The sequence below is a fragment of the Flavobacterium sp. ARAG 55.4 genome (assembly GCF_051846875.1).
In the GTDB taxonomy this organism is placed as follows: domain Bacteria; phylum Bacteroidota; class Bacteroidia; order Flavobacteriales; family Flavobacteriaceae; genus Flavobacterium; species Flavobacterium plantiphilum.
Genome location: NZ_JBPYCT010000001.1, coordinates 134,645 through 154,962, shown reverse-complemented (window position 1 = coordinate 154,962; position 20,318 = coordinate 134,645). Strand labels below are relative to the sequence as shown.

The 20,318-nt window shown below is 33.8% G+C and carries 20 protein-coding genes; 8 read left to right on the top strand and 12 right to left on the bottom strand.

The annotated features are described in order from the left end of the window. Positions 1-143: 143 nt before the first annotated feature. From ACSV4D_RS00710 to murI, 6 genes are all read left to right on the top strand, one after another. The gene (locus ACSV4D_RS00710; protein WP_439226767.1) at positions 144-827 is read left to right on the top strand and encodes a DUF6089 family protein; all 684 of its coding nucleotides are present in this window, start codon (positions 144-146) and stop codon (positions 825-827) included. Positions 828-830: 3 nt separating this feature from the next. Then, positions 831-1,571: an isoprenyl transferase gene (locus tag ACSV4D_RS00705; RefSeq protein ID WP_408080908.1), complete on the top strand. Its 741-nt coding sequence runs from the start codon at positions 831-833 to the stop codon at positions 1,569-1,571. Beyond that, positions 1,504-4,206 (top strand): outer membrane protein assembly factor BamA, encoded by a 2,703-nt coding sequence (gene bamA, locus ACSV4D_RS00700; protein WP_439226766.1) that lies wholly within the window; start codon positions 1,504-1,506, stop codon positions 4,204-4,206. The genes ACSV4D_RS00705 and bamA overlap by 68 nt, the downstream gene beginning before the upstream one ends. Before the next feature lie 35 nt (positions 4,207-4,241). Beyond that, the gene (locus ACSV4D_RS00695) at positions 4,242-5,252 is read left to right on the top strand and encodes an OmpH family outer membrane protein (protein WP_439226765.1); all 1,011 of its coding nucleotides are present in this window, start codon (positions 4,242-4,244) and stop codon (positions 5,250-5,252) included. Between the two features lie 26 nt (positions 5,253-5,278). Beyond that, the gene (locus ACSV4D_RS00690) at positions 5,279-5,779 is read left to right on the top strand and encodes an OmpH family outer membrane protein (RefSeq protein ID WP_408080905.1); all 501 of its coding nucleotides are present in this window, start codon (positions 5,279-5,281) and stop codon (positions 5,777-5,779) included. A gap of 107 nt (positions 5,780-5,886) precedes the next feature. Continuing rightward, positions 5,887-6,660 carry a glutamate racemase gene (murI, locus tag ACSV4D_RS00685; protein WP_408080904.1) on the top strand — a complete coding sequence of 258 codons (774 nt, stop codon included), beginning with the start codon at positions 5,887-5,889 and terminating at the stop codon, positions 6,658-6,660. 78 nt (positions 6,661-6,738) lie between these two features. Here murI and ACSV4D_RS00680 read toward each other — a convergent pair whose 3' ends face one another. Both ACSV4D_RS00680 and ACSV4D_RS00675 read right to left on the bottom strand, forming a co-directional pair. Further along, the gene (locus ACSV4D_RS00680; protein ID WP_439226764.1) at positions 6,739-7,257 is read right to left on the bottom strand and encodes a gamma carbonic anhydrase family protein; all 519 of its coding nucleotides are present in this window, start codon (positions 7,255-7,257) and stop codon (positions 6,739-6,741) included. 11 nt (positions 7,258-7,268) lie between these two features. Beyond that, positions 7,269-8,267, bottom strand: a complete 999-nt coding sequence (locus ACSV4D_RS00675; protein ID WP_408080902.1) for a PorP/SprF family type IX secretion system membrane protein — start codon at positions 8,265-8,267, stop codon at positions 7,269-7,271. Positions 8,268-8,412: 145 nt separating this feature from the next. On the opposite strand from ACSV4D_RS00675, the gene ACSV4D_RS00670 reads away from it, so the two are divergent. Then, positions 8,413-9,312, top strand: a complete 900-nt coding sequence (locus ACSV4D_RS00670) for a NifU family protein (RefSeq protein ID WP_408080901.1) — start codon at positions 8,413-8,415, stop codon at positions 9,310-9,312. A gap of 71 nt (positions 9,313-9,383) precedes the next feature. Here the strand turns inward: ACSV4D_RS00670 and tsaB are convergent, their stop codons facing one another. The 7 genes from tsaB to ACSV4D_RS00635 form a co-directional block, all read right to left on the bottom strand. Then, positions 9,384-10,055 carry a tRNA (adenosine(37)-N6)-threonylcarbamoyltransferase complex dimerization subunit type 1 TsaB gene (gene tsaB / locus ACSV4D_RS00665; protein ID WP_439226763.1) on the bottom strand — a complete coding sequence of 224 codons (672 nt, stop codon included), beginning with the start codon at positions 10,053-10,055 and terminating at the stop codon, positions 9,384-9,386. A gap of 60 nt (positions 10,056-10,115) precedes the next feature. After that, complete coding sequence (locus ACSV4D_RS00660; RefSeq protein WP_408080899.1) at positions 10,116-11,414, bottom strand: efflux RND transporter periplasmic adaptor subunit; 1,299 nt, start codon at positions 11,412-11,414, stop codon at positions 10,116-10,118. Between the two features lie 7 nt (positions 11,415-11,421). Next, the gene (locus ACSV4D_RS00655; protein ID WP_439226762.1) at positions 11,422-12,798 is read right to left on the bottom strand and encodes a TolC family protein; all 1,377 of its coding nucleotides are present in this window, start codon (positions 12,796-12,798) and stop codon (positions 11,422-11,424) included. 79 nt (positions 12,799-12,877) lie between these two features. Then, complete coding sequence (locus tag ACSV4D_RS00650) at positions 12,878-13,993, bottom strand: efflux RND transporter periplasmic adaptor subunit (protein ID WP_439226761.1); 1,116 nt, start codon at positions 13,991-13,993, stop codon at positions 12,878-12,880. A 38-nt stretch (positions 13,994-14,031) separates the two neighbouring features. Continuing rightward, complete coding sequence (locus ACSV4D_RS00645) at positions 14,032-15,297, bottom strand: ABC transporter permease (protein WP_439226760.1); 1,266 nt, start codon at positions 15,295-15,297, stop codon at positions 14,032-14,034. Positions 15,298-15,299: 2 nt separating this feature from the next. Beyond that, positions 15,300-16,544 carry an ABC transporter permease gene (locus ACSV4D_RS00640; protein ID WP_439226759.1) on the bottom strand — a complete coding sequence of 415 codons (1,245 nt, stop codon included), beginning with the start codon at positions 16,542-16,544 and terminating at the stop codon, positions 15,300-15,302. After that, positions 16,537-17,238, bottom strand: a complete 702-nt coding sequence (locus tag ACSV4D_RS00635) for an ABC transporter ATP-binding protein (protein WP_408080894.1) — start codon at positions 17,236-17,238, stop codon at positions 16,537-16,539. Before ACSV4D_RS00635 ends, ACSV4D_RS00640 begins: the two co-directional genes overlap by 8 nt. A 176-nt stretch (positions 17,239-17,414) precedes the next feature. Between ACSV4D_RS00635 and ACSV4D_RS00630 the strand changes: the two genes are divergently transcribed. Next, positions 17,415-18,818 carry a DUF4403 family protein gene (locus ACSV4D_RS00630; RefSeq protein WP_439226758.1) on the top strand — a complete coding sequence of 468 codons (1,404 nt, stop codon included), beginning with the start codon at positions 17,415-17,417 and terminating at the stop codon, positions 18,816-18,818. On the opposite strand, the gene ACSV4D_RS00625 is transcribed toward ACSV4D_RS00630, so the two are convergent. From ACSV4D_RS00625 to ACSV4D_RS00615, 3 genes are read right to left on the bottom strand one after another with little or no spacing between them, the layout of a single operon-like run. Beyond that, entirely contained in the window at positions 18,819-19,085 is a 267-nt protein-coding gene (locus ACSV4D_RS00625) for a hypothetical protein (RefSeq protein ID WP_408080892.1), read from the bottom strand. Then, a complete protein-coding gene (locus tag ACSV4D_RS00620; protein ID WP_439226757.1) occupies positions 19,075-19,617 on the bottom strand; it encodes a DUF420 domain-containing protein in 543 nt (180 codons plus the stop codon). Before ACSV4D_RS00620 ends, ACSV4D_RS00625 begins: the two co-directional genes overlap by 11 nt. A 3-nt stretch (positions 19,618-19,620) precedes the next feature. After that, complete coding sequence (locus tag ACSV4D_RS00615) at positions 19,621-20,307, bottom strand: SCO family protein (protein ID WP_439226756.1); 687 nt, start codon at positions 20,305-20,307, stop codon at positions 19,621-19,623. Between the last annotated feature and the right edge of the window lie 11 nt (positions 20,308-20,318).

Genomic DNA, 20,318 nt, shown 5'->3' with positions numbered 1-20,318 from the left:
CGCGTCAATTTTCCCGTTTTAGTTTAACAAAAACTAATTCTGATTAAGGTAAATTATTATTTTTTCAAAAAAAGGTACATTTATTTTAATCAGCATTGATTCGTATTGATAATTATTATATTTGCAAGCAATTTTCTATGAAAATGAAAAAAATTTTAAGCATAGCAGCCGGTTTATTTTTGTGCGGGACATTACAGGGACAAATACACGAAATAGGTGTTTTTCTGGGAGGCAGCAATTTTATTGGGGATGTGGGTAAGACCACCTATATCGCTCCTAATGAGCCTGCTTTTGGTATTTTGTACAAATGGAACAGAAGTCCAAGACACTCGTGGAGAATTTCATATTCTCAATCTGCAATTACTGCTGACGACCTTGATTCAGAAGAGTCTGGCAGAAGTCTGAGAGCCTATCATTTTGAAAATAGCATAAAAGAACTATCTTTAGCCCTTGAATTCAACTTTTTTGATTTTAATCTTCATACTTTAGACCAGAAAATCACACCGTATGTGACTTCCGGAATAAATGTTTTAAGATACGATGATTTATATATTGAAGCTGGTGAAACAAAGAAAAACAAAGGAAGAAACTCCATTGCAATTCCGATGATTCTGGGAATAAAATCAAATATTTCGAGAAGACTGATACTTGCAGCCGAAATTGGAGCACGCTATACTTTTACAGACAATCTGGACGGAAGTAATCCTAAGGAAGAAAGTTTTAGCGACCTGAGATTTGGAAATTTAAACAATAACGACTGGTATGTTTTTTCAGGTATAACATTAACGTATACCTTTGGCGAAAAACCATGCTATTGTGCAGAATAAGAAATGAGTGTACTAGATACTATAGATAAAAGCAATTTGCCTCAGCACCTGGCCATCATTATGGATGGAAATGGCCGCTGGGCTAAAAAACAGGGTTTATTAAGAACAATAGGTCATGAAAACGGAACTAAATCAGTACGGGTTACTATAGAAAGCTGCATTAAATTAGGGATAAAAAACCTTACTTTATATGCCTTTTCTACTGAAAACTGGAACCGGCCAAAACTGGAAGTAAAGACACTCATGAAGATACTGATAAATTCTTTGCAAAAAGAATTTATTACTTTTCAGGAAAATGGCATCAAACTCAACGCAATCGGGAACTTAGACATGATGCCAAAATCAGCCCAGAAAGAGCTTTTGGAAGTAATAGAAAAAACGAAGAATAACTCCCGAATGACGCTTACATTAGCCCTCAGTTATGGGTCGAGAGAGGAAATTGTAAACGCTGTAAAGAGAATTTCTGATAAAGTTAAAAATAATATAATTTCAATCGACTCTATTGACGATTCAATTATAAATGAGCATCTTTACACGCAAAATTTGCCTGATGTCGATTTATTAATCAGGACAAGTGGAGAACACAGGATAAGCAATTTCTTACTATGGCAAATTGCTTATGCTGAATTATTTTTTTCTGAGGTTATGTGGCCTGATTTCAGAGAAGAGCACCTTTATGAGGCGCTTAGTAGTTATCAAAAAAGAGAACGTAGATTTGGAAAAACAAGTGAACAAATTAAATAATTTTTTAGTGTTGAATAAAAGTATAAAAGCATTACTTTCCCTTGCATTGTTGGGAAGTTTTTCACAAATTAAGGCACAAGACAGAGTACCATTCGACCAAGGTAAAAAATATATATTAGCTAAAGTTGAACTGACTAATAAAATTAGTTTTAACGATCAGACTGTAGTGACGTTTGCCGGATTGCAAAAAGGTCAGGAAATTACTGTACCGGGAGAACAAATTAGTTCTGCCATCAAAAAACTTGGAAAACTGGGCCTTTTCGACGAAATTGCTTTTTACGTCAACCATATAGATAATGACAGCATTTATCTGGATTTAGACATCGTAGAATTACCAAAACTGAATGATGTTAAATTTACAGGTGTTAAAAAAGGTAAAGTTGAAGGACTCATCAAAGACAATAGCCTGACAAAAGGTAAAGTGGTAAATGAAAACTTAATTACTACAACTAAAAATTACATTGAAAATAAATATAAAAAAGACGGTTATTTTAAAACCAAAGTCAACATTAATGTTGTAAAAGATACCGCTACCATCAATCAGGTAAACATGGTGGTGAGTGTAGACAAAGGCGACAAAATAAAAATCAGTAATATCGATTTTGAAGGCAATACCAAACTATCAGATAAAAGTTTGCGTAAAGCGATGAAAAATACGAAACAAAAAAATCCTATCCGATTATTAAAAGCCTCTAAATTTATCAAAGAAAAATACAAAGAGGATTTAGAAAAAATAATTGAAAACTACAAAGAAAAAGGATATCGAGATGCGCGTATTGTCTCAGATTCAGTAGCATATAATCAAAAAAAGAATACTTTAGATATTAAAATAAATATTGAAGAAGGAAATAAATATTATTTTGGCGACATCAAGTTTTTAGGAAATTCCGTATATTCAGATCAGTTTTTAAACAGAATCTTAGGTATAAAAAAAGGGGAAACCTATAACGGAGTTTTACTGGAAAAACGAATTGCCGACAAAACGAAACCTGACGGTGAAGACATTACCAATTTATATCAGAATAACGGTTACTTGTTTTCAAATATCAATGCTGTGGAGGTAAAAACAGCTAATGACACTATTGACTTTGAGATCAGAGTCACCGAAGGACCTTTGGCTTATTTCAACCACATCACAGTAGTAGGAAACGATAAAACAAATGACCGCGTAATCTACCGGGAATTAAGAACAAAACCGGGAGAAAAATATAGCAAAGAAGAGCTGGTAAGAACGGTTCGGGAAATTGGTCAATTGGGTTATTTTGATCCGGAATCTATTGATCCTAAATTTAAAAATGTTGATGGTGCTGCAGGAACCGTAGATATTGAATACAATCTTGTAGAAAAAGGCTCCAGCCAGATAGAATTACAGGGTGGTTACGGTGGAGGTGGCTTTATCGGGACACTGGGACTTTCGTTCAACAATTTCTCAGCAAGAAATATCATGAACAAAGCTGCCTACAAACCGCTTCCTATGGGAGATGGTCAAAAAGTATCTTTGCGCTTACAAGGAAGTACTTATTTCCAGACGTACAGTGTTTCTTTCTCTGAGCCATGGTTTGGACAAAAAAAACCGGTACAATTTAGCACCTCTATTTCATACAGTAAACAATTTGCAAACAATTTCACTACTTTCAAAGTAGATAAATCCCAAAGTTTTAACATATTTACCGTATCTGTAGGTCTTGCAAAAAGATTAACTGTTCCGGATGACTTTTTTGTATTGTCACAGTCTATCAGTTATCAGCATTACGATTTAAATAATTATAACACTGGGTTATTTACATTTGGAGACGGAGCCTCAAGAAACCTTGCTTATACAGTAGGACTTTCCAGAAGCAATAAAGGGGTAAATCCTATATTCCCTACTTATGGATCTGAATTTAGTCTTTCAGCTAAGATAACGCCACCTTATTCATTATTTAACAAAATAGATTACAAAGCTTTAGAGCAAGAAGAAGCTTACAAAGCAAAAAATAGTGACGGGAATTATATAGATTCAAATGGAAATGTAGTAGCTACTTTTCAGGAAGCAAGAGTTGATCAGGGAAAATTAGACCAGAAGAAATTTAATTGGCTTGAATATTATAAAATTAAATTTAAAGCTGATTGGTATACCAAAGTTTATGGTAAATTTGTTTTAAGAACATTAACTGAATTTGGATTTCTGGGTGCCTATAATCAGGACAGAGGACTGGTTCCTTTTGAACGTTTTTATGTAGGTGGAGACGGTATGGCTAATTATTCTATGGACGGAAGAGAAACAGTACAGTTGAGAGGGTATCCAAACAACTCTTTGACACCAATCATTGACGATGCAACTGACCCTAGAAACGGACAACAAATCGGAGCTACGGTATACAATAAATTCTCAATGGAATTACGTTATCCTATAACATTAAAAGCGGCAGCATCCATTTATGCATTGGCATTTTTAGAAGCGGGTAACTCTTTTGAAAATTTTAAAAGCTATAATCCATTTGACATTAAACGTTCAGCCGGAGTTGGTTTAAGAGTATTTATGCCGGCATTTGGGTTATTAGGAATTGATTTCGGACATGGATTTGATGCCTTGCCAGGATCGAATACTCCAAACGGATGGGAAACTCATTTCATTATTGGACAACAATTTTAAAAAAATTGAGTTCTGATTTTCTAATACTTTAAGTTATGAGAAAACATTTTTTATTTCTATTTTTAGCCTCGATCGCTATCAGCAGTGTGCATTCGCAAACCCGTGGAAACAGAGTGGGTTTTATTGACATGGAATACATTTTACAAAATGTAAACAGTTACACAGAAACAAATGCATTACTAGAGGAAAAAGCAGAAAAATGGAAACAGGAAATAGAAAGTAAAAAATTAGAAATTAATAAAGTTAAAGAAGCACTTACAGCAGAAAAACCTCTTTTAACCAAATCACTAATTGAAGAACGGGAGACAGAAATTACATTCCTTGAAAATGAATTATTAGATTTGCAGCAAAAAAGGTTTGGTCCTAATGGCTTATTAATGAGCCAGAAATCATTATTAGTTAAACCTATTCAGGATCAGGTATTCACAGCAGTTCAGGACATTGCCGAAGCAAAAAAATATGATTTTATCTTTGATAAATCTTCTGATTTAACCTTATTGTTTGCGGATAAACGATTTGACATCAGCGATCAGGTATTAAGGATAATCAATCGTACAGAAAAAAGAGAACAGCTCAGTAAAAAAGAATTAGCTGCAGAACAGGAAAAAGAAGAGAAAGAAGATGCAATAGCCGATAATCCAAATCTTGCCGAAAGACAAAAGGTTCTTGATGAAAGAAAAGCGGCCAGAGAAAAAATATTAGCTGATAGAAAATTAGCTCAGGAACAAAAGAAAAAAGAATACGAAGAACGCAGACAAAAAATTCTGGATGACAGGGCTGCCAAAAAAAATGGCACGGTTTCTGAAACAACTAAAACAAACAGCGCTAATCCCGCTATAACAAATGAACCAAAAACTGTACAAGAAGACGCTCCTACAGAAGCCGAAATAGCCAAACAAAAAGCTATAGAAGCTAAAGAAAAAGCTGTTGAAGACAGAAAAAAAATAATTGAAGACCGTAAAAAAGCATTAGAAGAAAGAAGATTACAAATTATTCGACAGCGAGACTCTATAAAAGCCGCCAGAGAAGAAAAATTAAAACAATAAATTAATTACTTAATATTTTAAAACCAATGAAACAAATTAAAACTTTATTAATTGCCGCTCTATTCGCTTTTGGAGCAAATCAGACTATCAGCGCTCAAGCAAAGACAGCTCATGTAGATGTAAGTGAGATAATGACAAAAATGCCAGCTATGCTAGATGCTCAAAATCAATTAGAAAAATTAAGCACTACATATGATGCCGACTATAAAAAAATGATTGAAGAATATCAGGCAAAATTGAAAAAATACGAAGCTGAAACTACAACAGTAACTGATGCTGTAAACACTGAACGCGCTAAAGAAGTACAGGATATGCAAAAAAGAATCACTGACTTTAGAGACAATGCTCAAAAAGAATTGCAACAAAAAGAATCTGATATCGTTAAACCATTAATGGAAAAAGTAAGAGCTTCTATCCAAAAAGTGGGGAAAGCTAAAGGATATCAATACGTTTTAGACGGTGCTAGTCTTTTATTAGCTGATGGACCAAACATTACAGCTGACGTTAAAAAAGACTTAGGATTCTAGTATTCAAAGCAAAAAAATTAAACCGCTCTTTTTTCTACACAGAATCGAGCGGTTTTTTTATAACTAATTCTTAGGAAAATTAATCGCCAGCTATTAAATTTGTTTTAATGGATAACAATAAGCCCATAGGTGTTTTTGACTCCGGTATAGGAGGAACTTCGATCTGGAAAGAGATTCACAATCTTTTACCTAACGAAAAAACCATTTATTTAGCCGACAGTAAAAATGCTCCTTACGGAGAGAAATCCAAAGAGGAAATTATCCGTTTAAGCATGAAAAACGTCGATTTTTTGCTTAACATGAATTGCAAATTAATTGTAGTTGCCTGCAATACTGCTACTACTAATGCCATAAAAGAATTAAGAGCACATTATGACATTCCGTTTATAGGAATTGAGCCAGCCATCAAACCCGCTGCAACCAACTCAAAAACACAAATCATAGGTATCCTGGCTACTAAGGGAACTTTAAACAGTGAGCTTTTCCATAAAACCACCGAAATCTACCATCACACCAAAATCATTGAGCAGATAGGCTATGGACTAGTGGAACTGATTGAAAACGGACAAATAGAATCACCAGAAATGAATCAGTTACTTCATTCTTATTTAGAACCAATGATTGAAGCGAATATTGATTTTCTTGTACTGGGCTGCAGTCATTACCCCTATCTTATCCCTCAAATAAGAAAAATTATCCCCAATCACATTCATATAATTGATTCCGGTTTGGCAGTGGCCAGACAAACGCAGAATGTATTACACACAATCGGTTTTAATACAGATAACAATAACACGCCCATTTTTTACACCAATACCAATCCAAAAGTGTTAGAAAACATTTTGGGTAACAAATATCTTGTGGAGGAAAAATTATTTTAAATTATAATATTCAGAAAAAGAAAATAGTATTGACTGATAAATGCATTCCAATAAGTGAAAGTTGCGAAACTTCATTTTTTATTCTCCCTCTTTAAACCAGCTGGAATATAATAGATAATTGTCTGCAATACGTTCAATTTCACCTGCAAAATCGGATTGATTAAGGTCCTTCACTTTTTTAGCCGGAACCCCAGCCCAGATTGAACCTGAACTGACTACGGTATTTTGAGTAACTACAGCACCTGCCGCAATAATCGAATTACTTTCTACAGTACAATTATCCATTACAATGGCTCCCATTCCTATGAGAACATTATCCTGAATCACACAACCGTGAACAATCGCATTATGTCCAATTGAAACATTATTCCCAATAATTGTGGGATATTTTTGATACGTACAATGAATCACAGCGCCATCCTGAATATTAACCTTGTTGCCTATTTTGATATAATTAACATCACCTCTTAAGACTGCATTAAACCAAACACTGCAAGATGTCCCAAAACTTACATCACCTACAATCGTAGCGTTTTCAGCAATGTAACAATCCTCAGGAATAGCAGGTGATTTGCCTTTGATGGTTTTGATTATCATTTTGAATAAAATTAATTAATTGCCGGACAGTTACATTCGTATTTCTCCCGCTTACAGAATAAATTAAGTCCTAAGGTAATCTGATGAAATCCACCAGTACCAAACTTTACATCCCCACCTAAATGGGAATAGGTATAAGCAAACATCGCATTGCCGAAATTAACACCAACAATGGGTGTTACAGATTGATATCTTTGTTTAGAAGTACCGTTTCCTGTATTAAACTCTGCTCCGTCAAAACTGCTTCTATAAGACAAACCTCCCCACAAAGTTCCAAAATCCAAATTTTTATAAACTTTCAAATTCAGATCTATTGCCTTTTCTGTCGTTGTTTCGGTGTATTGAAACAGTACTGAAGGTTCCCATAAAATTCTGGATTTGTCACCAAAAATGTATCCTGTACTCAGAATATACTTTCTTAAATTATCACTTTCTACACCACTATAAATTTCTCGTCGGGTTTCAATTGCATTTTTAACGGTACCGTGAACATAAAAATCCAGATAATTATAGGACATCCCAAAATCAACATTAAAATAGGAATCTTTCTGAACAATTGTTCCATTAACCGTTGGATCAAAATCTCCTGATTGTAAAAAAGAAGTTTCATCCAGATTACTCTGAATTAAACCTCCGCTGATCCCAAAAGACAACTGGTTCAAATCGATTTCATCTCTGGAAAACATTAAATGATATGCATACGTAAGTTTTATACCTTTTTGAGAATGATAACCATTTTTATCGTTAAAAAGAATAATTCCGCCTCCTGCTTTTTCTCCTATTCTTCCATTAATACTTAAAGTCTGAAGCGCAGGTGCATCTTCCTGATCAAACCATTGTTTCCGGGCAGTGAGTCTGAGTTTAGTACAATTAGATGCTCCTGCCATCGAAGGATGAAGTAAGTAATAATTATCCGAAAGATAATCAGAATATACCGGAATTCCTTCTTGGGAATAGGCACACAGACCAATAAAAAAACAGATGACAAAGTATCTAATTTTAGTATACATTTAAAAAATATTAATCAAAGTGAATTGAAAAATTGAAAGAAACTCTGTCCAAAAACAAAAGTTAAGTTAATTTATTCATTAATAATTCAAATATAGTTATTCATAGAAAATAACTTTACTAAATTTGTAAAAATTTACAAAAATCATGACAAAAATAACTATCAAAGAAACACAAAATCCAACAATATTAAAGTTTGAGTTTGAGGATTTTATCACCAAGAATGAAAGTTTTGAGTTTAAAAATATAGACGAGGCTAAATCTTCTCCTCTGGCGCAACAATTATTTTATTTACCGTTTGTAAAAACTGTTTACATTTCAGGTAATTTCATAGCAGTAGAAAGATTCAGTATAGTAGAATGGGATGATGTTAAAGAAGCAGTTGCTGAACAAATTCAGGAATTTGTAAACAAAGGAGGAACTATCATTACACTGGATGAAAATAAACCTAAAAAACAACCTGTTACCGTTTACGGAGAAACAACTCCTAATCCGTCAGCTTTGAAATTTGTGGTAAGCCGAATGCTGACAAAAAACGCTGTTGAATTTAAAAATATTGACCAGACTGCAGCTTCTCCTCTTGCAAAAGAATTATTCAAATTCCCTTATGTAAAAGAAATTTTTATTGACGAAAACTATATTTCGGTAACCAAATACGATTTGAACAGCTGGGACGAAATCACATTAGAACTACGAACTTTCATCAAACAATATATTGAAAATGGCGGTGTAGTTCTTGACGAAAGTGTAACTATCAATGCCGAAAAACAAGAACAAATAAAAACGGAAGAGTTTGATAAACTGGATGTTACTTCTCAACAAATCATTAATATTTTAGAGGAATATGTAAAACCGGCTGTAGCTGCCGACGGCGGAAATATTGCTTTTGAATCCTATGACGAAGAAAGTAAAACTGTAAAAGTAATTCTTCAGGGTGCTTGCAGCGGTTGTCCATCATCTACTTTTACTTTAAAATCAGGAATCGAAAACATGTTAAAAAGCATGCTTAACGATGATAGAATTCAGGTTGAAGCGATTAACGCTTAAAACAAAATCACTATAAAACCGAAAAAGCGTTTCTACCGAAACGCTTTTTTTATTGTATTACTCTTTCATTACTATTTTTTAGAAGTAGTTATCATAAAATCTTTCAGATAATATGGCTCGAAATAAGCCACATCTGCAAAATCTTCTTTTAAGAATTTTTCATAACTCAAAACACTCATTTCGTTAGCGGACGGATATTTTATATCTTCTAAAAAAACAAAATTAGATTTAGTTAATACTTCTTTACACTTATCGGCACAATCACCCACAAAATACAATTTCTCCTCCAATTCCTGAAAAGATTCTTCTGTTATAACTTCTGCAAGAATGCTTCTTTTTTGCTCTAAATTGGCAGAAAAAACAGTACTATACACTTCCATTCTTCTGGCATCAAGCATCGGAATAATTAATCCATCATCAACTTTAGCCTGAGCTGCTAATGCCTGCAAAGTATCTACTGCAATTAACGGAATTCCTAATGCATAACACAATCCTTTTGCAGCCGAAACACCTATCCGCAATCCTGTGTAAGAACCCGGTCCCTGACTTACTGCAACAGCAACTAAATCTTTAAAATTAATTCCGACGGCAGCGATACTCTCTTCTATAAATACATGCAAACGTTCAGCATGAGAATATCCTTCTTCGGCAATTTGATTACAAATAATAGTTTTACCGTTTTTAGCGATGGAAACAGAACAGTTTTTTGTTGCCGTTTCTATATTAAGTATATAATTGTTCAATGTATTTTCTTTTATTTTACAAAAGTCTTAAAATTTAAAAAAAGAATAAAAAAGTAAAATCTATTTCTTATTATTTTGAGATTTCACCATTACTTTATCTCCCGAATTTAATTCCTTACTCACTATTGTATAAGGTCCTGTAATGACATTATCTCCTTTTTTAACTCCGCTTAAGATTTCAATATTAGTATCATCCTGAATTCCGGTTTTAACAATCGTGATTTTAGCTTTATCTCCTACTTTCAGAAAAACACACTCAAATTTTTTATCGCTTTTTGGAGCTGCATTTTTATTTTCTTCTTTCTCTTCAGGCATTTTTTTATCCAATACAGAAACGGCTGTTGTATCGGATTTTACAACCACTGCACTAATTGGCACTGCCAGAACATTTTTTCTGGTTTTGGTAATAATATCTACTGTAGCTGTCATTCCTGGTCTAAATGGGGAATAGGTTTCAGGTTTACCTTGTAACAAATCTTCATAGGATTCTTTTAAAATCCGAACTTTAACTTTAAAATTAGTTACCTGATCTGCTGTTAAATCAGAACTTGCCGAATTAGAAATACTTGTTACCACCCCTTTAAACTTCTTTTTCAGATAGGCATCTACTTCCACATTAGCCTCATCGCCTTCTTTAATCTTCACAATATCATTTTCATTCACATCTACTTCTACTTCCATATTATTTAAGTTGGCAACTCTTAGAAGTTCCGTTCCTGCCATTTGTTGTGTTCCTAAAACACGTTCACCTAATTCAACATTCAATACCGAAATAGTCCCGTCGGCAGGAGAATAAATTGTAGTACGCCCTAAATTATCTTTTGCTTCATTTACTGAAGCCGAAGCACTCTGAACCGTATAAAAGGCATTTTGCTTAGTGGCTTTAGCAACTTCATATGATGCGATTGCCTTGTCCCAGTCGGATTTTGAAATGATTCCTTTTTCATATAAGGTTTTATTACGTTCATAACTGGATTTAGCTTCTTTAAAAGAGGCTTCACTTTGAGTCAATCCGGCTTTACTACCTGATAAATTGGATAAAGAACGATTATAGCTTGAAGTATATAAATCAGGATTTATTTTCACTAATAAATCTCCTTTTTTAACCACCTGACCTTCTTTTACATTTAACAGAATAATTTCTCCGGAAACTTCAGGAGCAATTTTCACTTCTATTTCCGGCTGAATTTTACCGGTTGCTGATACTGTCTCAACAATAGTCATAGGAACTACTTTGGCAATTTCTATTTCTTTAAAGTCTTCTTTATTTCCTAAAATTCCTTTTTTACCTAAAACAAGTAATACTCCGATTACGACTATAAAAACAGCCAGAAGGATATAAATATTTTTCTTTGACATAACTTTATTAATTTTTTATAATTGGAATTCCAAAGTAGAATTCTAATATTTTTGTTTTAAAAATATAATCGTATTTGGTTCTTAAAACTTCCGACTGCGCATTTGAAAGCAAGGTTTGTGACTGGCTTAAATCAAATGAATTCATCAGTCCTACTTCAAATTTTTCTTTGGAATAATTATACGATTGCTCCCTGGAATCCAATGCTTCGATTGCTGCTTCATAAGCTTTCAAAGCGCCTTTAACATCTGTAAAGGCTGTATATACATTACGCTCTAAATCTAATTCCTGTTGCTCTAAAGCTATTTTTGATTTTTCATAATTTACTTTAGAACGTTCTACATTATTTCTAACAGAAAAACCATTAAAAACGGGAACGTTTAACTGAAATCCAAAAGACTGTCCTTTATTATCATTAAACTGATCTATAAATTTAGGGGGTGATTGTGTCCCTATAACAGCACCTGTATTATCTCTTAAAGCAACATCCGCATAAGAAACACGACTATTAAAATTGTAAAAACCTCTCAAAGTTGGCTGATAAGCTCCTTTTGCAATCATTACATTTTTTTGCGCTATTTCTAAATTAGTCTGAGCTATTTTTAATTCCATTCGCTCTTGTCTGGCCTTATCGTAAATGGCTGTAGGAGTTTCAGAAAGTATATCTTGCTCCATTTGAAATTCATTTGTATCAGCAATATCAAAATTATCAAAACTCTCCAATTGTAAAAGTTGTGCTAAACTTAATTTAGAGATTAGTAAAGCATTTTCTGCGTTGATTATTTTTTGATTGTCAGCAGCAATAGTGGCCTTAACATCTAATAAATCACCTTTAGGCAAATTTCCGGCATTTACCAGTTCCTGAGTTCTGTTTAATTGTTTATTATCAATTGCCAGTTGTTCATTTTGTACTTTTAAATTTTCTTTGTTAAAAAGTACCTGCAAATAAGCATTGGCAACATTTAATGCAATATCATCTTTCATTTTTTGCAATTGATATTTTGCTGCAACAATAGAAAGATTTGTTCTTCTTAAGGTATTTAAATTTTGCAGACCTCTGTAAATATCAATTCCTACACTGGCTCCGGCAGAAGTAAACTGCGTAGTCTGATTTTGCAAAATTCCTGTAGTAATATCCTGATTTAAACCAATATTCCAGGAATGAGAAGCCGAAGCGGAAACAGAAGGTAAAAAGCTGCCAAAAGCATCTTTTTTATCAATAGCTGCAGATTGTGTGTCTAGTTCTGATTGTCTGATAGAGATATTATGGTCCAGAGCATATTGCACACATTCTTCCAGTGTCCATTGTTTTGATTGTGCCTGGCCTGATAAGCTAAACCCCAATAATACTGCAAAAACAAAATGATTGTATTTTTTTATTTTCATATTTTTCGAATGAAAGCATAGTAAGACACTACGCAAATTTAACATTTTTTAAACCAAAAGGCATTTTTCAGGCTTCAATTTATTTTTTATCTCCTTCGGCAATCAAACCCTGGTTCCAGATTTTAATTTTATCTGATTTTTTGATACCGCTTTTAACCTGAACATAAATGCCGTCACTCACTCCTAAAACCACCTCTCTTCTTTGAAATTTTTGAGGAGCTGTTTCGATTTCGACATATGGTTTTTGAGTTTTTTTATCGAATTGCACTAAGGATTCCTTAATTGCCACTGCTTTATTCACTTTTTCTAAAATAATCGAAGCATTTGCACTTAAACCAGCCCGGATAAAAGTGGCATCTTTATTCTCCAGAGAAGCTTTAATTTCAAACTGGATAGCACCATTTTCCGCAACACCTTTAGGAGCGATATAAGTTAAAACCGCATCAAATTTTTTATTTTCAATAGCACCAACTGTAATTTCAATAGGCATATTTTCTTTGATTTTCCCTACTTCTGATTCATCAATTTTTCCAACAAAAATCATTCTTCCCACATCAGCAACACTGGCAATGGTAGTTCCTTCATTAAAATTATTACTTTCGATAACCTGATTTCCTACTTTTACAGGAACATCCAGAATCATTCCGTTTACTGTAGAACGAATCAGTGTATTGGCATAGTTTCCTAACGAAGATGTTGTTCCTGTTTTTACAATATCCAGACTTTGCTTAGCGGCCAGATAATTTTGTTTTGCCTGATTGTAAGCTAATTGTGCGCCATCAAAATCATTGGCCGAAATAACGTCTTTTTCAAATAATGTTTTTTGTCTTTGAAAAATTTTCTCCTGATTATCTAATGCAATTTTGGCTGTCTGCACCTGATTTTGGGTACTACTCACATTAGAAACATTGGCTACAACCTTAATTTTAGCAATTTTATCGCCAGCTTTAATTTTTTCACCGGCTTTAATAAATATTGTTTCAATAATTCCTGAAATATTAGGCTTAATTAAGACCTCTTCATTAGGCTGAATATTACCTGTTGCAATAGTATTTTTCACAATAGTTTTAATGGTAGGCTTTTCAGTTTTAAAAATTATTGAGGGTGCCTGATTTTTTGCATACAAATAGTAAAGCGCCCCAAAAAAAACTATTACAATGATAACTAAAATGGCTATCGTTATTCCTTTTTTCATTTTTGTTTATGGTTTAATCGATTATTCTGACTGATCATTTATTCTGCTCTTAAAGCATCTACAGGTTTTACGTTAATTGCTGTTTGAGCAGGTATTAAACCTGCCAGCAGACCGGAACCTACCAATATTAACAGTGCTATAAATACAACCCGTAAATCAACACTGGGATTAGCAAACATCATATTGCTTTCTGGTGGCATCGAATCTAAAAAAACATTTAAAAGCATAATAACGCCTGTTGCGACAGCTATTCCTAACATACCCGATATAATAGTCAGAAAGATGGATTCAGTTAAAATCTGACTGCGGATTGCTCCCGGAGTGGCTCCTAAAGCTCTTCTGATTCCTATTTCTTTAGTACGTTCTTTAACCACTATAAGCATGATATTTGAAATTCCTATAACCCCTGACAACAATACCAGAGTCCCAACAAAATAAGCGATGATTTTTAGAATAGTAAAAAGACTCTGTACTTTATTGAATTCTTCATATAAGTCAAAATTCCCCACTGCTCTGTCATCTTTTGGATTGATAGAATGTAAATTTTTAATTAACTCTAAAATTCTTGGTTTTAATTTAGTAATAGATACTTCGTCTTTAGCGGTAAGTGCCATCCATCCTACTTTATCTCCGTAATTAAAGGCTTGCTGAAATGTGGTAAACGGAATAAAAATATTTTTCTGTTCCTCTTCTGCATTTCCTCCCTGCTGTTTCGATTTATACACTCCGGTTACCATAAAATTAATTCCGTTAATCTTTATGTATGTCCCAATGACTTCTTCTTCTTTTGCATAAAGTGCAGCGATAACTCCTTTCCCTATAACTGCTGTCTTTCTTTTTTCATTGATATCCTGCTGGTTTATAAAACGTCCCTGAACAATATCCATAGGTTGCTGCTTAATGAGTTCCGGATAATCCCCATAAATTGTAAACGCAGCCGTTTTTGTCCCTCTGACCACGTTATTTGTACCATTAAAATTACCCAATTGATTGCGAGGCGAAACATATAACAAATCAGGCAGAGCCTGTTTTAAAGACTGAACATCACTATTTCTAAAATCATAACGACGTACTTTAGGAAGTCCTTTATATGCTTTAGAGGTAGTCTGACTCCACATAAACATGGTATTAGTAGCTATTCCGTCAAAACCTTTTTTTACACCATTTTCTAAACCATTTCCTGCGGCAAGCAGGATTACCAATATAAAAACACCCCAGAAAACACCAAATGCTGTTAGAATCGTTCTAAAAACATTAGCCGTTAAGGCCTGTAAAATCTCTTCCCAATTATCTTTTCTAAACATAATTATTCATCTCTGAGTGCTACAATCGGTTTTATTTTAGCAGCTCTGTAGGCAGGAAAAAAACCGGCTACTGCTCCGGCAAACACAAGTAAAACAAGCGTTGTTAATGCTACACCAAAATCTACTTCCGGATTTCTGAAATATTCGCTTTGTACCATTGGCCCCGCTATTTCCAGCAAAAGCAAACTGGCTAATAAACCTGAAAAACCGGCAATAGTGGTAATAAAGACAGATTCATGAAGAATCATGGAAATGATAGAAAACGGCGAAGCACCAAGTGCTTTTCTGATACCAATTTCTTTTGTTCTTTCTTTTACGATAATCAACATGATGTTACTTACCCCTACCACACCCGCAATAATAGTACAAATACCTACCCACCAGAAAAACAATCGGATATAGAGATTTAAGTCGTAAAATTGTTTTGCATTTTCTACCGAATTATAAATTCCGATAGCACTGTCATCATCCGGCGCAATGATATTTTTACTTTTTAATAATTCTTTCACTCCCTCGGTGAATTTTTTTGATTGGGCTAATGCTTCGTCATAATTGGCTTTTTTATTCAACACGAACATCATTCCGCTTATTTTATCACCAGCACCAAAAGCGCGTTGGCTGGTAGTTACCGGCATATATACTCTGGATTCTTCTCTTTCTCCTGCAGGATCCGTAAAAACGCCTATTATTTTAAAATTGATTCCATTAGCCAGTATTATTTTGCCAAGAGGATCAGCATCCTTAAACAAATCCTGTTTAATCTTCAGTCCTATTACCGCAACTTTTTCATGATTTTTTAAATCATTATCATTTATAAATCGCCCCTGGATGATTGTAGCATTTTCAAGTGACAAATAATCAGGATTGACACCTCTGAGCTGATAATTACCTGATTCTTTTCCAAATGTAACTGCACCACCCCAGGTTATTCTGGATTTTGATTTTTTATTAATTTCCGAATCATATTTTTTTACCGGAAGATCATAATCGCTGTTACGCAACTGGATCTGTCTGCCAGGATTCAGACCTTTATATTGTTTGGTAGTAACATTCGACCAGACTTCGATAATTCCTTCAGCATCATTTTCAAACTGTTTTTCAATTCCGTTCTGAAGTCCCTTGCCGGCTCCTAATAAAATCACCAGAATAAAAATCCCTGAAGCCACAGAAACTCCGGTAAGAAAAGTTCTTAAGCGGTTTTTAGAAATAGCATCAAATATTTCCTGCCAGCGTTCAATATTAAACATAAGACGAAGCTCTAACCTGTTCTACCATTTTATCATCAATGATTAATCCGTCTTTCAGAACCACATTTCTTTTACACATGGCTGCAATATCCGGTTCATGAGTAACTATCAAAATCGTTTTCCCTTCATCATTAATCCCCTGAATCAGCTCCATAACTTCATACGAAGTTTTTGTATCTAAAGCTCCGGTAGGTTCATCAGCAAGCAATACTTTAGGATTCGATGCCAGTGCTCGGGCTATGGCAACCCGCTGTTTTTGTCCTCCCGAAAGTTCATTGGGCAAATGATGATAATGCGTTCCTAAACCTACTTTCTCCAGATATTTCATTGCAATCTCATAACGTTCTTTTCTTTTTATACCCTGATAATATAAAGGCATTGCAACATTATCAAGTGCTGTCTTATAATTGATTAAATTGAAAGACTGAAATACAAATCCTAAAAATTTATTTCTATATCTGGAAGCAACGGTTTCATTTAGTTTTTTTATGGGAGTTTTATCCAGAATGTAACTGCCGGAATCAGCTTCATCAAGAATTCCCAGAATATTGAGAAGTGTAGATTTTCCGGATCCTGATGATCCCATGATAGCAACCAACTCCCCTTCTTTGATATTAAAATTAATTCCTTTTAACACATGAAGTTCAGAACTTCCCATTTTATAGGACTTATGTAAATCTTTGATTTCAATCATGGTGCGGTCAAATTTTAAAGCAATAATATGAATTTTATTACCTTTTTTTTGATAATAAAACGTTAATAATTATTTTAACTTTTTAATTCTGAGTATCAAATATATCAAATTTCATTTGTTATAAATAATGATTCATTTCTTTTTGTAATTTTGTCACTACTAAAACTATTCTTACAATGAGATTTCTCTCGCTATTTTACGTCTGTTCCGTTTTATTTCTTTTAACTAATTGTGCTTCGACTCAAAAAATTGCTACATTAAAACCAGAACCGGATGATGCCAGTCCGATAGTGTACAATAATGTTCCTTCTTTTATTAATTTACCTATTACTATAAAACTGAAAGACATCGAAAATCAGACTAACACTATTCTGAACGGCTTAATCTATGAAGATAAAAATATCGAAGATGATGACATTGAGATGAAAATCTGGAAACTTGCTCCTATTTCTATAAAAAATAATCAAACTAATAACCAAAAAATAACCACTATACTTCCGCTAAAAGCGACAGTAAAATACCGTATTGGCACCAAAACAATGGGTGTTAACCTATATAACACTAAGGAATTTAATTTAAACGGTGTAATAACCCTGAACAGCACGGTAAACTTAAACAACTGGAAACTCAAAACTCAAACTGAGTTAGGCTCTTTAGAGTGGAATGAAAGCCCGACAATGACCGTTTTTGGTAAAAACATGCCTGTTACCTACTTAATAAATCCGTCGATTAAATTATTTAAATCTAAAATTGAAAAAAAGATTGATGAGACTATTGCGAAATCTATGGATTTTAAACCAAATGTTCTGGCAGCTTTAGAGAAAATCTGTACTCCTTTTCAAATGAATGAAGCCTACGAAAGCTGGCTGAGGATAGTTCCAGCTGAAATCTATTCGACAGCAGCACATCTAAAAAACGATTCGTTTGTATTGCAAATGGGAATGAAATGCAATATGGAAACTATAATAGGGCAAATTCCCGAATCTAAATTTGATGTTAATAAAATCACTTTAAAAGCTGTAACCAGAATTCCAAATCAGATTACAGCAAATATTGTAACCGTTTCCAGTTATCAGGACGCTTCCAGAATAATGAAGAAAAACTTTAGCGGTCAGGAATTTAGTTCCGGAAGCAAAAAAACCAAAGTACAGGACGTTAACATCTGGCACAAAAGCGGTAAGATGGTCATTGCATTAGATCTAAGCGGTTCCATAAACGGAACGGTATACTTGGCTGGATTTCCTAAATACAATTCCGATAAAAAAGAAATATATTTTGACGGATTAGATTATGTTCTGGATACTAAAAATAAACTGATGCGTACCGCAAACTGGCTGGCGCAGGGAATTATATTAAGAAAAATTCAGGAAAGCTGTCGTTATTCCATTCAGCCTAATCTTGAAGAAGGAAAAAAGACAATGCTCAATTATTTGAACAACTATTCTCCTATGCCGGGTGTTTTTGTAAATGGAAAAATGGAAGATATACAATTTCAAAAAATAGAACTCAGCCAGAATGCCATTATTGCTTTTGTAAAAGTAAACGGCGAAATCAACATAAGTGTTGATGGCTTAAAATAATTATTTTGATTTATTTTTCTTCATTCGATAAATCATATATCCAATAATCGCTACCAGCAAATAAGGAATAACCATCAAATAAACAATTCCGTCATTGACAGCCTCCGCCTGAGCGTTATTAGCATCTCCTCCTAAAGCAGCTCTACACATGGCACATTGGGCATTTGTAGTAACAGAGAATAGAATATAGAAAATAGAAAACAGAATCTTCATTTTTCCATTATGACTTGCAACTTCTGACTTCTGACTTCTGATTTTAGTAAACATAATATGGAGAGATCATTAAATAAACTACTACACCGGTAACTGCAACGTACAACCAGATAGGAAAAGTAATTCTGGCAATTTTTCTATGTTTATCAAACACTTGTGCCAATGCCCTAACATACGTAATCAATACAAGTGGGATAATAGCTATAGATAAAATAATATGGGTGACCAATATAAAATAATATACATATTTAATAACTCCTTCACCTCCAAATTTAGTAGAATCAGAGGTCATGTGATAGGCTACATACATCACTAAGAAAGCAGCAGAACAAGCTATAGCGGTTTTCATTAAATTTTCATGCAAACTTACCTTTCCGCTTTTTATAGCTCTTACAGCCAGAATTAACAGAATAGCAGTAATCCCGTTTACTGTAGCATAAATTGGGGGTAAAAAAGAAAGCGGCTGTACGTCAAATCCTAATTTTCTTAAATTAACACCAAAAAGCAGCGCAACCACTAGTGGAATTACAATCGATAAAGTTACAATCCACTTATTATATTTTTTTTCTAAATTTTGATTTTCCATGATTTATTCTGCTAATAAAATACTAATATCCTGTTGAATATCTCTCACACCTGATTTTTCTAATCCGTCATAATATAAAATTGGATTGCCAAAATCGTCTTTTCGACAACGGATATTTCCATTTTTATCAATCAAAGCAAACATTCCTGAATGTTCAAACCCACCGTTTACTTTGCTGTTCTCTCCTGCATAAAGATTAAATCCTTTATTAGCCAAATCAAAAATTTCCTGTCTGTCTCCCGTTAAAAAATGCCAGTTGGAGGATTTAACCCCTAACAATTCTGCATGCGATTTTAAAACTTCAGGGGTATCATGTTTAGGATCTATAGTAATAGAAACAATTCCGAAATTAGGATTCCCAAAGAATTTCTTTTCCAGAATCAACATATTCTGATTCATTTTAGGACAGATAGAGGGGCAAGTTGTAAAAAAGAATTCCAGCACATATACCTTACCTTTATAACTTGCATTACTTATGGTTTGATTATCCTGATTAACCAATTCAAATTTTGGTGCCGGACCTATTTTCACCAAACCTCCTTCAGCATTGGATTCGGAAGATACTTTATCCAAACGGTCTACTTTTACGACAGCTCCATTTTGAATACGCGAAATAATTTTGGGAACTGCATAAATTCCAAAAATTAAAATGATAAACGAAATTCCGATATATGATTTATTTTTGAACATAAAAAGTAGAT